The 14,891-nt window shown below is 56.3% G+C and carries 11 protein-coding genes; 6 read left to right on the top strand and 5 right to left on the bottom strand.

What is annotated here, in order from left to right:
- Positions 1-6: 6 nt before the first annotated feature.
- The 6 genes from araA (at position 7) to DC3_RS11760 (ending at position 8,699) form a co-directional block, all read left to right on the top strand.
- Positions 7-1,506, top strand: a complete 1,500-nt coding sequence (gene araA, locus DC3_RS11785) for an L-arabinose isomerase (RefSeq protein ID WP_146884575.1) — start codon at positions 7-9, stop codon at positions 1,504-1,506.
- Between the two features lie 207 nt (positions 1,507-1,713).
- On the top strand, positions 1,714-3,165 hold the full coding sequence (locus tag DC3_RS11780) for a family 43 glycosylhydrolase (protein WP_146884574.1): 1,452 nt from the start codon (positions 1,714-1,716) through the stop codon (positions 3,163-3,165).
- Between the two features lie 118 nt (positions 3,166-3,283).
- Positions 3,284-4,786, top strand: a complete 1,503-nt coding sequence (locus tag DC3_RS11775) for an alpha-N-arabinofuranosidase (RefSeq protein WP_146884573.1) — start codon at positions 3,284-3,286, stop codon at positions 4,784-4,786.
- 67 nt (positions 4,787-4,853) lie between these two features.
- A complete protein-coding gene (locus DC3_RS11770) occupies positions 4,854-5,951 on the top strand; it encodes an aldose epimerase family protein (RefSeq protein ID WP_146884572.1) in 1,098 nt (365 codons plus the stop codon).
- The gene (locus tag DC3_RS11765) at positions 5,948-7,225 is read left to right on the top strand and encodes a glycoside hydrolase family 27 protein (RefSeq protein WP_146884571.1); all 1,278 of its coding nucleotides are present in this window, start codon (positions 5,948-5,950) and stop codon (positions 7,223-7,225) included. The genes DC3_RS11770 and DC3_RS11765 overlap by 4 nt, the downstream gene beginning before the upstream one ends.
- A 196-nt stretch (positions 7,226-7,421) precedes the next feature.
- The gene (locus tag DC3_RS11760; RefSeq protein ID WP_146884570.1) at positions 7,422-8,699 is read left to right on the top strand and encodes an ABC transporter substrate-binding protein; all 1,278 of its coding nucleotides are present in this window, start codon (positions 7,422-7,424) and stop codon (positions 8,697-8,699) included.
- A gap of 339 nt (positions 8,700-9,038) precedes the next feature.
- Here DC3_RS11760 and DC3_RS11755 read toward each other — a convergent pair whose 3' ends face one another.
- The 5 genes from DC3_RS11755 to DC3_RS11735 form a co-directional block, all read right to left on the bottom strand.
- The gene (locus tag DC3_RS11755; protein WP_146884569.1) at positions 9,039-9,710 is read right to left on the bottom strand and encodes a DUF4142 domain-containing protein; all 672 of its coding nucleotides are present in this window, start codon (positions 9,708-9,710) and stop codon (positions 9,039-9,041) included.
- 265 nt (positions 9,711-9,975) lie between these two features.
- On the bottom strand, positions 9,976-10,641 hold the full coding sequence (locus tag DC3_RS11750; protein WP_146884568.1) for a DUF4142 domain-containing protein: 666 nt from the start codon (positions 10,639-10,641) through the stop codon (positions 9,976-9,978).
- Between the two features lie 249 nt (positions 10,642-10,890).
- Positions 10,891-13,338 carry an alpha-mannosidase gene (locus DC3_RS11745; protein WP_146884567.1) on the bottom strand — a complete coding sequence of 816 codons (2,448 nt, stop codon included), beginning with the start codon at positions 13,336-13,338 and terminating at the stop codon, positions 10,891-10,893.
- The gene (gene gmhA, locus DC3_RS11740) at positions 13,331-13,912 is read right to left on the bottom strand and encodes a D-sedoheptulose 7-phosphate isomerase (RefSeq protein ID WP_146884566.1); all 582 of its coding nucleotides are present in this window, start codon (positions 13,910-13,912) and stop codon (positions 13,331-13,333) included. Before gmhA ends, DC3_RS11745 begins: the two co-directional genes overlap by 8 nt.
- Positions 13,909-14,886 (bottom strand): ROK family protein, encoded by a 978-nt coding sequence (locus DC3_RS11735; protein WP_146884565.1) that lies wholly within the window; start codon positions 14,884-14,886, stop codon positions 13,909-13,911. Before DC3_RS11735 ends, gmhA begins: the two co-directional genes overlap by 4 nt.
- Positions 14,887-14,891: the final 5 nt, after the last annotated feature.

The raw sequence follows: 14,891 nt of genomic DNA, 5'->3' as shown, positions 1-14,891 counted from the left end.
AACTTCATGACCAACGCCACCCCGAAACTCTGGTTCGTCACCGGTTCCCAGCACCTCTACGGCCCGGAAACCCTCAAGCAAGTCGATGTCAACTCCCGTGAACTGGTGTCCGCCCTGGATGCCAGTGAGCACATTCCACTGGAGATCGAATTCAAAGGGGTGCTGACCACCCCGGATGACATCAGGGCGTTTTGCATCGAAGCCAACTCCTCAACCGAATGTGCAGGGGTGGTGCTGTGGATGCACACCTTCTCTCCCAGCAAGATGTGGATTGGGGGCCTGAGTCAGCTGAAAAAGCCCTTCTTGCACCTGCACACCCAGTTCAATCGGGACCTGCCCTGGGACAGCATCGACATGGACTTCATGAACCTGAACCAGGCCGCCCACGGGGACCGCGAAGCGGGTTTCATCCACACCCGAATGCGTCTGGAACGCAAAGTGGTGGTTGGGCATTACAGCGACGTGGAAGTGCAGCAGCGTCTGGGTGTGTGGGCCAGTGCTGCTCACGCGTGGCATGACCTGCAGGGAGCAAAGTTCTGCCGCTTCGGGGACAACATGCGTTTTGTGGCCGTCACTGAAGGGGACAAAGTTGCAGCAGAAATGCGCTTTGGTTTCTCGGTGAACACTTACGGCGTCGGCGATCTGGTCCAGGTCGTGGATGCCATCAGTGACGCAGAAATTGACCGTCTGGTCGCAGAATACGAAGAACTCTATGATGTGGCTCCAGAACTGAAAAAAGGCGGAGAGCGTCACGATTCCCTGCGTTACTCTGCCCGTCTGGAACTGGGAATTGAGAAGTTTCTCGTCGATGGGGGTTTCAAGGGCTTCACCACAACCTTCGAGGACCTGCATGGCCTGAAACAACTCCCTGGCATGGCCGTCCAGAGACTGATGGCCAAAGGCTATGGTTTCGCTGGTGAAGGGGACTGGAAGACTGCTGTCCTGCTCTCTGCCCTGAAAACCATGTCCGGCAACAAAGCCACCAGTTTCATGGAAGATTACACCTACCACCTGGAACCCGGAAAACATCAAGTGCTGGGTTCCCACATGCTGGAAGTGTGCCCCACCATTGCAGAAAGCAAACCCAGAGTGGAAATCCACCCGCTGGGCATTGGTGGGAAGGAAGATCCGGTGCGTCTGGTGTTCGATTCGCAGAAAGGAGAGGCCATCAATGTGTCCCTGGTGGACCTGGGAAGCCGTTTCCGCCTGATCGTCAACGAAGTGACCGCAGTGGAGCATCCTGAGCTCCCGAACCTGCCCGTGGCCCGTGCCGTCTGGGAATGCAAGCCCGACTTCAAGACGGCGTGTGCTGCGTGGATTTATGCGGGTGGGGCACACCACACGGTGTACTCTTACACCCTGACCAGTGAGCACATCGAAGATTTTGCGGCCATTGCGGGTGTGGAACTGGTGGTCATTGACGCAGACACGAAACTGCGCGACCTGAAGCAGGACCTCAAATTCTCTGACCTCTACTACGCCCTCGGTCAGGGCCTGCGCGTCTGAAGTTGTGAAGCCTGAGGTGGGGCACAGAAGGTTCTGAACACCGGTGCCTCACCTTGTTTCAATGAGTCCCTGACAGCAGCGGCAGAAATGCTGTAGGGTCACCCATGCTTTCTGCATTCACACCCCTCCCCACAACCTGAGCGTCATTGCAACTCCACAACATCCGTCGTGGTGGGTCAAGTGTGGCTTTTTCTCAAGGAGGTTTGAATGAAACAGTGTTTCCCCATCCTGATGGCCCTGTCCCTGGTGGCCTGCTCCAACGTGCAGGTTCCTGTGAACCCACCTGAGCAGCCCCAGTCTTTGCTGAACATGTCCGGTGACCTCGGTGCCCATGACCCCACCCTGATCAAAGCCGGGAACACCTACTGCTCGTTCTCCACAGGCATTGGCCGTGAAAACACCAACCCTGGTGGAATTCTGGTGCATGTCTCCCAGGGTGGCCCAGAAGGTCCCTGGGTGACCACAGGTGAGATTCCAGCGCCTGAAATCACCAAAGCCTACAACACGGGCAACGTGTGGGCACCAGACGTGATCTACGACGCAGCCTCCCAGAAGTACTACCTGTACTATGCGGTTTCCAGGTTCGGGACCAACAATTCTGCCATCGGGGTTGCAAGCAGCACCGACCCCTGCAAGACCGACACCTGGACGGACCTCGGGGTGGTGCTCACCTCCAAAGCTGGAGAGGTGGACTACAGCGCCATTGATCCTGATGTCTTCATTGAAGGTGGCAAGTGGTACATGTCTTTCGGATCTTTCTCCAGTGGCCTGAAACTGACCGAGCTCAAAGACCCCAAAACGCCCCAGGGTGAAATTGTGACGCTGGCAAAACGTCCCAGGACCGAATTCAACCCGGTGGAAGCCCCCGCGATTCTGAAAAAGGGCGAGTATTATTACCTCTTCATGTCCTGGGATTTCTGCTGCCAGGGCCTGAACAGCACCTATAAAATTGCTGTAGGGCGCTCAAAAGACATCAAAGGACCCTACCTCGATCAGAAGGGGCTGGACCTCAAAGATGGAGGTGGAACCATCATCCTGAACACCTATGGCAACCAGAAAGCCCCTGGGGGGCAGGATGTCTTCTCCGAAGGGCAGAATGATTACCTCATTTACCATTACTATGACAGCAGCTACGCTGGAAATCCCAGAATGCAGATCCGTAAAATGGACTGGAAAAACGGCTGGCCCTATTTCGAAGAGCGGGGCACGGGATATGACCTCAAAGCAGGAACGGTCTACACCATCAAAAACCAGGTGAACAACCTGTGTCTGGATGTCAAAGACGGCAAAACCGAACCTGGCACCGATGTGATCCAGTGGACCTGCAATGGCAAAGCACAGCAACAGTGGAAGCTGGAAAGCATCAAGGAAGGGTATTTCAGGTTGCGCAGCATGGTCGGCAAAAAGGACCTGTGCCTTGATCTCGAAGGGGGCAACGCCAACCCTGGCACCAACATCGACGTCTGGACCTGCAATGACCTCTTCGCCCAGAACTGGTCTGTGGATGAAATGGGCCTGGGTTACGTCCGTCTGGTCGGAGAACAGACCTTCCTGGCCGTGGACAGCGTGTTCGCTGGCGGCAACCCTGGCACGGACGTGCGGACCTGGGTTCCCAACAACCACCCCGCGCAGAACTGGAAATTTGAAGTTGTGAAGTAAATGACGGCAGAAGGCTGAAGGCATAAAGCAGAAGGCCTATAAAGCAGAAGCTCTTGCCAGCAGAAAAAGCCTTCAGCCTTCTGCTCTTGAAGAACCATCCCCAGAAAGACCCCCACCCATGACAACACCAACCAACACCACCCACCTGAAAATCACCACCCCCATTGGCCTGATCTCTCCACGTTTCTATGGCCACTTCGCAGAACACCTTGCCCGCTGCTGTTATGACGGCCTCTGGGTTGGGCCTTCGTCCAGCATTCCCAACACCAGGGGCTGGAGGAATGATCTGGTGTCTGCCCTGCAGCAGATGCCTGTTCCCATGATCCGCTGGCCCGGGGGGTGTTACGCAGACCACTACCACTGGAGAGATGGCATCGGGCAGCGCACCCCCAGGCTGGGCATCTCCTGCGGCACCCGCGTGACGGACACCAACGAACTGGGCACCCATGAATTCATGGACCTGTGTGAGCTGCTGCAATCTGAAGCCTATCTGGCCGGAAACATGGCCTCAGGCAGCGTGCAGGAGATGTGTGACTGGCTGGAATACACCAGTGGCACTGCAGACACCACCGTCACCCGTGAACGCCAGAAGAACGGCAGAAAAGACCCCTGGGATGTGAAACTCTGGGGCGTGGGCAACGAAAGCTGGGACTGCGGTGGGCGTTACGATGCAAAGACCTATGCTGCAGAATTCAAGCGTTATGGCGTGATGATGAAGCATGTGGACCCCTCGGTGGAACTCGTTGCTGTCGGAAACGATGAGGTGGCCGCTGCCCGTGCAGACCACATGGAGACCTTCTGGAACGAGATCTTCATGGAGCACATCCAGGACCACATCGACCTGATCGATCACCTGTCGGTGCACACCTACTGGATTGATGGGGGCGCAGAAACAGGTTTCTCGGAGGAGAATTATTACACCCTGCTGGCGGAGGCGGACACCACCGAGGAAGCGATTGTGCGGGCCAAACGCACCATCGACAAATACGTCAGAGGACGCAAGAACATCAAGGTGGCCATGGATGAATACGGGGTGTGGCACCCAGAAACCCGCCCCTGGGGTCCTGGCCCTCATGATGACAGTCGCCCCAACAACTTCGAGCAGGCCAACACCCTGCGGGATGCCCTCTCCGTGGGGATTGCCCTTGAGGGCTTCCACAGACAGGCGAACATCCTGGGTCTTGCCAACCTGGCACAGATTGTGAATGTCCTGCAAAGCGTCGCCATGACCGAAGGGGAGAAGATGTTCCTGACCCCCACCTACCACGCCCTGAAGCTGCACGAGCACCACATCGGGGCGACCAGCTGTCATGTGGAGGTTCAGACAGATCGGGTCTTCAAGATGCCCCGTGTGACCGCCACCGCCAGCCAGAAAGACGGCAACACCAACCTCACCCTCATCAACCGCCACATCAGCGAAGAAAGCCAGATCATGCTGTATGACCTGCCTGAAACCCTGCTGTCTGCCCAGCTCCTCTCTGGCCCTGCGCCAGACGCCACCAACACTTATGACCAGCCAGAACGGATCTCATTGCAGCCTCTGGACGTGTACAAAGAGGACAACACCTGGAAGCTGACTCTGCCCCCGCACAGCATGGCCACCCTCCGTTTCTCCAGATGAACCCTGCTGTAACCTTTCAGGGCGGGTGGTGCACTCGCCCTTCCCACATTTCCCTTCAAGGAGTGTCATGCCCACAAGAACCCAGCCCATTTCGCCTTCTGTTCACCGTGAACCCTGGGGACACCTGCCTTCAGGGGAAGAGGTTTCCCTTTACACCCTGCGCAACGCAAGTGGCCTGACCGCCCAGATTTCCGAGTTTGGGGCAGTGCTGGTGTCCCTGCGCACCCCGGACCGCCAGGGCAAGTTTGAAGATGTGGTGCTGGGGCACCACAGTCTGGAGCCTTATCTGGACCGCAGCACCGCCCAGTTTTTCGGGGCCACCATCGGCAGGTTTGGCAACCGCATTGCTGGAGGCCAATTCGATCTGGAAGGGAGGACCTACCGTCTGGCCCAGAACAATGGCCCGAATTCCCTGCATGGCGGACCAAAAGGATTTGATCAGGTCCTCTGGTCTGGAAGTGGCTTTGTCGATGATCGAGGGGTCGGGGTCAGGCTGCAACACCTGAGTCCTGATGGTGAGGAGGGCTACCCCGGCAATTTGCAGGTGACTGTCACCTACACCCTGACGGATCTGAATGAGCTGCACATTGATTACCAGGCCAGCACGGACCAGACGACCATCTTGAACCTCACCAACCACAGCTTTTTCAACCTTTCGGGGAGTGCAAAAACCGACATTCTGGGGCATGAGTTGACCCTTTATGCGGATCAGTTCACCCCCACAGACAGCAACCTGATTCCCACAGGAGACTTGCTTTCAGTGCAAGGCACCGCTCTGGATTTCCGGAGCCCACAAACGATTGGAGCCCGCATCCACATGGATGATGTGCACCTGCGCACTGCCGGAGGCTACGACCACAATTTTGTGTTGCGGAACAGTGGACTCAGGCATGCGGCCACCCTGTACGAGCCGGTTTCTGGAAGGGTGCTGGAGACCTTCACGACCGAGCCGGGAATTCAGCTGTACTCTGGAAACTTTCTGGATGGCACGGTGACCGGCAAAAATGGTCGCAGGTACGAAAAGCACCTGGGGGTGTGTCTGGAAACCCAGCACTTCCCGGACAGCCCGAACAAACCCCGGTTCCCTTCCACCGTTTTACGGCCTGGTCAGGCTTTCCACTCGAAGACCATCTACGCCTTCAAAGTGAGGCCCCTGAACCTATGACTGTTGCCCAAACCCCACCCATGGGCTGGAACAGCTGGGATTGCTATGGTGCTTCTGTGACAGAAGCTGAAGTGCGTGGCAATGCCGAATACATGGCCCAGAACCTCAGGGACCTGGGCTGGGAGTACGTCATTGTGGACATCCAGTGGTATGAACCAGGAGCGTATTCTTCGCAGTACCGTCCCTTTGTGCCGCTGGAAATGGATGAATTCTCCCGCCTGATCCCTGCGGCCAACCGGTTTCCCAGTGCTGCAGGAGGCCTGGGGTTCAGGCCTCTGGCGGAGTACGTGCACAGCCTGGGCCTGAAGTTTGGCATTCACATCATGCGAGGGATTCCCAGGCAGGCGGTGCACCACAACACCCCCATTTCAGGAACGTCTGCAACGGCCCGGGACATCGCCCATCCCAATTCCATCTGTCCCTGGAACACCGACATGTACGGTGTGGATGCTTCAAAAGAGGGAGCCCAGGCCTATTACAACTCGCTTTTTGAACTGTATGCCTCTTGGGGTGTCGATTTTGTGAAGGTGGATGACATTGCAGCCTCCAGGCTCTATGGCTACCATGCGCCAGAAGTGGAGCTGATCCGCAATGCCATCGACCATTGTGGCCGTGAGATGGTTCTCAGCCTCTCTCCTGGCCCCGCAGCCCTGCACGCCGCAGAACACCTCAAGCACCATGCCAGCATGTGGCGCATGACCGATGACCTGTGGGACCACTGGGAGCATGTGCAGGTGATGTTTGACCGCTGTCATGAATGGAGCCAGCATGCAGGTCCCGGTCACTGGCCTGATGCAGACATGCTTCCTCTGGGTCACATTGGCATTCGCTCGGTGGATGGGGGAGGGGCAGACCGCATGTGCCGCCTCTCTGAGGATGAACAGAGGACCCTGATGACCCTGTGGTGCATTGCCAAAAGCCCTTTGATGTTTGGTGGCGAATTGCGGGATCTGGACCCATTCACCCTCTCTTTGCTGACCAACAGGGAGGTTCTGCACATGCACAGAACCTCCACAGGCAACAGACAGCTTTTCCGCAGGGGAGATCAGGTGGTCTGGACGGCCAGAGGAGAGGCAGGGGAGACCTATCTGGCCCTGTTCAACACGGGGATGGAACCTGACATCATTCAGGTGAATGGCACTCTGATGGGTCTGAACGCTTCTTTGACAGTGAGCAATTTGTGGACGGGTGCACAAGTCACGGAGCATTCGAACCAGATTTCGGCAGAAGTCCCTGCACATGGCGCTGTGCTGGTGAAGGTGTTGCCAGCCTGAACCTGCCCGGACACCAGAACCAGAGGAAAGCATCAGCCTTCCTCTGGTTCTTGATGTGCTGCACCTTTCTCATGCTGTCCACCTTGAGTGCAGATGGACCCTTCATGTTTCTGGCCCCCCTTGACGAATCTCAATTATTTAATACAATTAAAAAATAAATACAACGTACAACCCCTGATGACTCCAAGGAGGTCACATGCGTAAAGGTCACCTGCTGCTCCTCACCGTTTCCTGTCTTTCCATGCTTGGAATGGGAACCAGCCTTGCTCAAGCCAAAAAAGAAGTGGTTAAACTCAACTTCTGGGCGCACTGGCTCAGTGCCCAGCGCAGACCCACCATCGACAAGATCATCAACAACTGGAACGCCAAAAACCCCAACATCCAGGTGGAGTACACGGGCATTCCCTTCGACCAGATCATCAACAAAACCCTGGCCGGGGTGGCCGCAGGCAACCCACCAGATGTGGTGGTGATCGACATCCGCACCTCCAGGTTCCGTGCTGCCAAAAACCAGATCACCGATCTGTCAGCCCTGGGTGCAGACAAATCTGCAAACCTCTTCTTCCCCAACCTGTACGCCACCGGGACCTACAAAGGCAAACAATACGCCTTGCCTTTCGTGACCGACACCCGCATGCTGTTTTACAACAAGAAAGCTTTCAAAGAAGTCGGTCTCGATCCCAACAAGGCCCCCAAAACCTGGGATGACCTGTGGAACTACTCCAACAAGCTCGACAAGAAAGACGGGGACCGCTACACCCGCATGGGCTTCCACCCCAATTTTGGGGATTACGGTTACACCGGATGGGTCGGCAACCTGCAAGACACCCTTTTCGACAAGGAATTCGAAGATCCCCGCGTGAACAACGCCAACGCGGTCAAAGCCCTCGAATTCATGAAGAAGTGGACCGACCGTTACGGATCACAGAATTACTCCAGCTTCAAAGCCTCCTTCGGGGGAGCAGGCCAGGACGAGTTCATGAGTGGCAAGGTCGCCATGGTGGTCAAAAACGGCAACTACATCACCACCTTGCAGCGCAACGCGCCTGACATGGAGTGGGGCATGGTTGCAGTGCCCACCCCCAATGGCAAACCCGGCAACATGACCTCCTGGGGTGGTGGATTCAACCTCGAAATTCCCAGAGGCACCAAACACCCCAAAGAAGCCTATGCTTTTGCCCGTTACCTTGCCACCGAAGGGGCCAAGATCTGGGCCGTTGAGCAGAACGACCTGCCTGCATCCCGCACCGCCCAGACTGCCAACACCAACCCCCTCTTCAAGAAGCTGGTTGGCAACATGAAATACACCTTCGTGATGCCCGCACCTGTGTACGCACCCACCTACGAAACCGCCGTCAACAAAGCGGTGGACGATGTGATCCTGCGTGGACGCAGCCCCAAAGAAGCCCTGGACGAAGCCCAGAAAACTGTGGAAAAAATCGTTCAGGAAGGCAAGCGAGACTTCAACAAGTAAAAACAGTCTGACCTGCGGCAACAGGACAACTTCACTCCCATCTTCAATTTCCCTTTTCTCCTGAGGCAGGCTGACTCCCCTGCCTCTTTTTGGTGGAGTGAGACGGTGAGCAGGGTGATATCTTTAAACAACAGTCTGTTCAGGCGACTTGTTCCCCCAAAATGACCATCAGGATCAGGACAGTGGAAGGCTTTGAACGGTTTTGGCTGAGATCAGTTGAAATGTTTTTCAAATTCACTGGCCCTCTGATGGTGGGCCAGTGAATCCGTTCCCTCAAGCAGGAACCCCTCATGACTGCGGCCCTGAGGGGTTCCTGCTTGAGGTGTTCCTGAAGGTCTGTCAGAGGACCAGACCCTGGGCCATCTGGAGGTGCATGGTCACCACGGGCACTGCCCCCTGAGCAACACCTTTCAGCACAGTGTTTCCATACTTGCTGTCGATGAACATCTGCAGCAGGTCCAGGGTTTCCTGGTGGCTCTCAATCATCTGTGCCTTGTATTCAGCATCAAAATCCACAGTGGCAGCGTTCAGGCGGTCCAGCATCAACTGCTGTTTGGGGGTCAGCAGACCTGGCACCATGTGCTCAGGCTTGATGGACCGGACAGCATTCATCAGGAGCTGGTCCATGCTGGTGTGGTCGGTGATCATCTGCTGCGCAAAAGCCTTGACAGCAGCAGAGCTGGATTTGGTCAGGGCAATCTGGGCTGCAGCAATTTCGTAGTTGTTGCCTGTGTGCATCTTGATGGCAAAGTTCTTGTCGGTCATGGTGAACGTCTTGCTCATGTCCACCTGATCCATCATGGTGGTGCTCATGTCCGAACTGGTGGGGGCCGGTGTGGCAGGGGCCGCTGGATCTGCAGGCATGTCCATCGGTGGGTCTGCAGGAGGGGTCACAGGCTGTTCAGCAGGAGGTGGTGTGGGCTGCTCAGGTGTGGTTTGCGCCAGAGCAACACAGGTCAGCAGAGAAACTGTCAATGTCAGACCCACAATAAAACGGGATGTACCTTTCATGATGTACCACCTTTCTTGGGGACCCCAGACTGCTTTTTCGAGGTCCAACGGTCTTACCCTAACAAGTGAGACCTGTACAGGATGTAGACATTCCTACAGGGTGCTGTTACAAAGGTGACTGACAGCACCCTGTAGAAATGTTTCTGTGACCCAGAAGCCTGAAAACGAAAAACTGAGGGATGGTGCTCCCTCAGTCCGAGAGGTCCTGTTCTGTACAAAGGCCAGACGGGATAGCCAGGTGTGAGATGTTCACCAGTCAACCCATTTACTGGCCATTGCCCCCACCACTGCTGTTGTTTCCCCCACCATTGTTTCCTGTTCCAGCAGGCAGTTGCTGGGCCATCTCAAGGTGCATGGTCACGACAGGAACAGCATTCTGTGCCACAGCTTTGATGGTGGCGTTCGCATGGGGACTGGCAATGTACCGCTGGAGCAGCGCGAGCGTTTCCTTGTGGACGATCACCTGCTGGGCCTTGTACTCGGCATCAAAACGGTTGCCCGCATTCTTCAGTCGATCCAGCAGACGCTGGTGGCGTGCACTGGTGCCCTGGGGCAGTGTCTGGTCAGGAGCAACGTTTTTCACGGCATTTTGCAACTGCTGGCCCATCTTGGTGTGATCATCCATCATGTGCTGGGCAAAGTTTTTGACTTCATTCGAGCCCGAGGCGTTGAGTGCAAGCTGTGCAGCAGCAATTTCATAATTGTTTCCCATCGCCATTTTCATGATGAATGCGCGGTCTGTCAGGGTCAGGGCTCTGGCACTGTTCTGGGTGGCCTGGTTGCCCTGGTTTCCTTGATTCCCCTGATTTCCTTGATTCTGGTTGTTTTGCTGCAGTTTTGCCAGCGCGCTGAAGTGCAGGTCTGTCGCCTGGGCAGAAGCTGTGAGTGCCGCAGACAGGGCAAGGCCAATCAACCATCTGGATTTACGCATGTAAAACACCTTCCTTTCAAATCAGATGTCCTGCAAGTCAGAGCATCTGTGTGATACGGCCTTACCCTAAGTGTGTCCGGTTATGCCGGATGTAGACATTCCTACAGGACTTTGATCAGAATGTCCTGCATTTTGATTTCTCATCTTCTCTTGCTGTCTGGAGCACAAACCTGAAGTGGTATGGAGAAACGCATGAAAAAGTGAGGTGCTTTTGCACCTCACTTCTGATAACTCTGGATGTTGATGTGCTTAAAGCTGTTCCAGCAGGTCTGTCTCGATCAACTGCTGGTTTTTCAGCATCAGGGTTTTGATTTCATATCCACAGATGTGATGTTCAAAGGACTGCCCCAGAACTTCAAGTCTGAAAGAAGTGTCCTGGCCGCTGGTCTCAATGAGTCTCAGCACCAGATCCTCGCCTGCCTCAGCCTGCTTGACCACACTGAGGACCACGTTTTTTGCATCCACTCTGACAAAGGATTGGGACTGGGGCAGAGGACCATCGTGGTAGGTCTCAATGATGGCGACTGCAGGCTGATTCAGCGTCTGGCTGAGCTGCACGGTCTTGGCGTCCCTCCAGGTTCCTGTGTGGGGGTGGAGCAGGTAGGTGAAGCGCTGTTCCCCCTGATCCATGTACCGGTGGTCCTTCTCTTCAGAAGGCACGTAAGGGTCATGGTGGGCGTAGATGGGACTGCGAAGCACAGTGAGGGCCAGAGAGGTGTCCTGAATGCTGTAACTGGCCTTGGCGTCGTTGATGAGGCTCACCCCGTAGATGCTTCCGGTGGCCCGGTACACGCCGCTCAGGTCCAGCCAGGTCTGTCCGGGTTTCTCGTTTTCGTCTGCAGGTCGGGTGATGGTCCCGTAAGGCACTTCATAGGTCGCTTGCGGGAAATGCAGCATCAGGGGGAAGAGCAGTTTCAGAACACTGTGTTTTTCATGCCAGTCCAGTGTGACTTTCACTTCCAGATGGCGGGAACCAGTGAACAGGCTCACATCCTGAATCAGGGTGCTGTTCTGGTACACCGAACGGATGCGGATGGTGCGTTTGACTGGACCCTCCTCCACCACCTTCAGGCTCTCGCCACTGAAGTACCCTTCAAGCTGGTCGTAACGCAGAATGCCGTGGCTCCAGGTGTCCGAGGTGTCCGTGAAGATGGCCCCTCTGGCCGCAGGGGCTTTGAGCACTTCCAGTCCCTGCTCTTTGTCCCAGATGCTGGAAATGCCTCCGAGCTCTTCGTCGAAGGTGACTTTCAGGAACTCATTTTCCAGGGTCAGGTCGGTTCTGGGTTCCCTGGCTTCCTGGGCTTCTCCGGGTTTCATGCGGAAGGTGCGGTAACCCAGAGCAGGCAGGTCGGCCATGAAGGTGATGCGTTTGCGCCAGCCTGAAACGGTGGCCTCGCTGCGCACCGTCTGGTAGGGAACTTCTCTTCCCTGATCGTCGGTCAGCACATCTCCGGGCTTCAGGCCGCCGTATTCCATCTCGATGGGGAGTGTTGCGTCCCAGGCGTGAGGATTGAACACCACGATGGGTTTGGTGCCCTCGATCATGGGGATGTTCACTTTCCAGCTCATGCTCTGCACCGCGAAATTCAGGGCCCTCGAGGCGATGCTCAGGGCCTCTCCCAGTTCATTGCGGGCGTCGTCGTAGGCGCTCTCGATGCTGGTTCCGGCCAGAATGTCATGGAAATGGTTGAACAGCACGTTTTTCCAGGCACGGGTGAATTCTGCTTTTGGATAGGGCTGTCCGGTGACGTGGTGGGCCAGTGCAGCAAACTTCTCGGCCCGGATCAGCATGTTTTCAGCTTTGCGGACCCACTGTTTGATGCCTGAGTGCGCGGCGTAGCACCCTACAGCGTGAAGTTGCAGTTCGTCAGACCAGACCGGGATCTTCTCTCGCTTTTCCACAGCAGCAAAGTAACGGTTGGGGCTGCTGAGGGTCAGTTCAGGGAGTGAGGGATCTTCATTCAGCTGAACAATCGAGTCGATGTTTTCGCGTGTGGGACCGCCCCCGTGGTTGCCCACCCCATAGAACACCATCAGTTCGTTGGTATCGGGGATTTCGGTGGTGCACTTCTTGATGTGGGTTTCCAGGTTTTTGCCCCAGGTGCAGTACTCGTAGGGAATCCTGAAGGTCAGGACGCGACTTCCATCTGGAGACTCCCAGTGGAAAAGCCGGGAGGGGAGGCCCTGTTCATGGGGACCGGGCCGCATGAAGGTGTAATAGGGCATGCCACTCTTCTTGAGGATCTGGGGCAGGGTGATGGTGTGTCCGAAGGAGTCAGGATTGTATCCGACCTTTGCGGTCACGCCGAACTTCTCCAGAAAATACCGCTGCCCGATCAGGCCTTGCCGGACAAAGCCTTCTCCAGAGGGGAGGTTGCAGTCGGGCTGCACCCACCATCCGCCCACAATTTCCCAGCGGCCTTCTTTCACCCGATCCTGAATTTCTTTAAACATTTGAGGATCATTCTCTTCCACCCAGGCGTAATGGGCTGCCGAAGAGCAGGTGAAGACAAAATCGGGGTATTCCTTCATGCGGTCCAGGGCACTGCGGTAGGTGGCTTTCACTTCCTGAAACCCCTCCTGCCAGTTCCAGAGCCACACCGGGTCAATGTGGGCGTTGCCGATCATGTGGAAGACGGCTTTCTTGCGGGTGGAGTTGGGGGTATGAGGGGCAGTGTCAGTGTCGGTTTCAGGCATTGCTTTTCTCCAGCACGGCTTCGTCAATGTTTTCGCAGATCACGTGGATGCAGAAGATGTGCATCTCCTGGATGTGGGCGGTGGTGGTGCTCGGGACCTTCAGGGTGTGGTCTGCAACTGGGCTGCTGCCTTCCCGTCCTCCCGTGAGCATCACGGTTTTCAGGCCTTTTTTCCGGGCAGCCTCAATGGCCTTCAGGACGTTTTTGCTTGTGCCACTGGTGGAAATCCCGATCAGCACATCTTCGGCCTGGCCCAGGGCTTCCACCTGACGTGAAAAAACATCTTCATAGGCGTAATCGTTGCCAATGCAGGTCAGGGCACTGGTGTCGGTGGTGAGGGCAAGCGCAGGGAGGGCATGCCGTTCCCGACGGTAGCGTCCGGTGAGTTCGGCTGCGAAATGCTGGGCGTCTGCTGCACTTCCGCCATTCCCGCAGATCAGGAGTTTTTTGCCCGAGAGGATGGCTTCCGTGCAGGTGCGGGCGATCTCACCAAGTTCGCTGGCGTGCTCACGGAGGGCGGTGAAGGCCTGAAGGTGTTCGGAATGGTATTTTTCAAAAATGTCCTGATGGGTCATGCCAGAACCTCTTGTTCCTGATGCTGCAGGGCCACCGCTGCTGCGCCCAGAATGCCCACATGGTTTCCGAGTTCCGCAGGAACGATGTCCACACCTGCATTCAGGTCTGGGATGGTGATCTTGTTGACGCGTGCCCTGAGGGGTTCAAACAGCAGGGGGCCGAAGTTGGTGATGCCTCCACCCAGCACAATGCGCTCGGGGTCGAAGGTATGAATCACACTGGTGATGCCGGAAGCCAGCATGTCCAGCGTTTCTTCCCAGAAGGAGGTGGTGAGGGGGTCTTGCTGGCGCAGGGCTTCCAGCACGGTTTCTGCCCGGATGCCTTCAACGGTTCCGGCGAGTTTTTCGAGCACAGAACCGGGGTGCTCGGCAGCAAGTTCTCTGGCCCTTTTCGCGATGGAGGTTCCCGAGCAATACGCTTCCAGACAGCCTGAATTGCCACAGTTGCACTTCCTGCCATCGTGTTTGATGCTGATATGCCCCAGTTCTCCGGCATTGCCGTGCTTGCCCCGGTACAGCCGTCCATCGATGATGATGCCCCCTCCGATCCCGGTGGAAAGGGTCAGGTAGACCATGTGCCGGGTGCCCCGTCCTGCCCCGAAACGATACTCGGCAAGGGCTGCAGCATTGGCGTCATTGTCGATGAAAACGGGCAGGCCGAGGTTCTGTCTCAACAGGTCCCCCAGGGGATAATCCAGCCAGCCTGGCAGGTTGGGAGGGTTTTTGATGATGCCTTTTTCTGCGTCCAGAGGTCCTCCGCAGCCCACCCCCACTGCGGTCACAGGGTGGTCTTTCAGCAGGGTGCGGCTGAGGTCCAGAATGCGGGACAGCACGGCATCGGGGCCTTCATGGGCCAGAGTGGGACAACGCAGCGACGCCAGGAGGTCCCCGTCTTTTGAAACGATGCCAATCGCGAGTTTGGTCCCGCCAATGTCGATGGCGAGCACATTCGCAGGATTTTCAGTGGTGATCATCAGAG

It is taken from the genome of Deinococcus cellulosilyticus NBRC 106333 = KACC 11606 (genome assembly GCF_007990775.1).
GTDB lineage: Bacteria > Deinococcota > Deinococci > Deinococcales > Deinococcaceae > Deinococcus_C > Deinococcus_C cellulosilyticus.
Note: the sequence above shows the minus strand (reverse complement) of the source record. Positions and strands in the feature narration are given on the sequence as shown.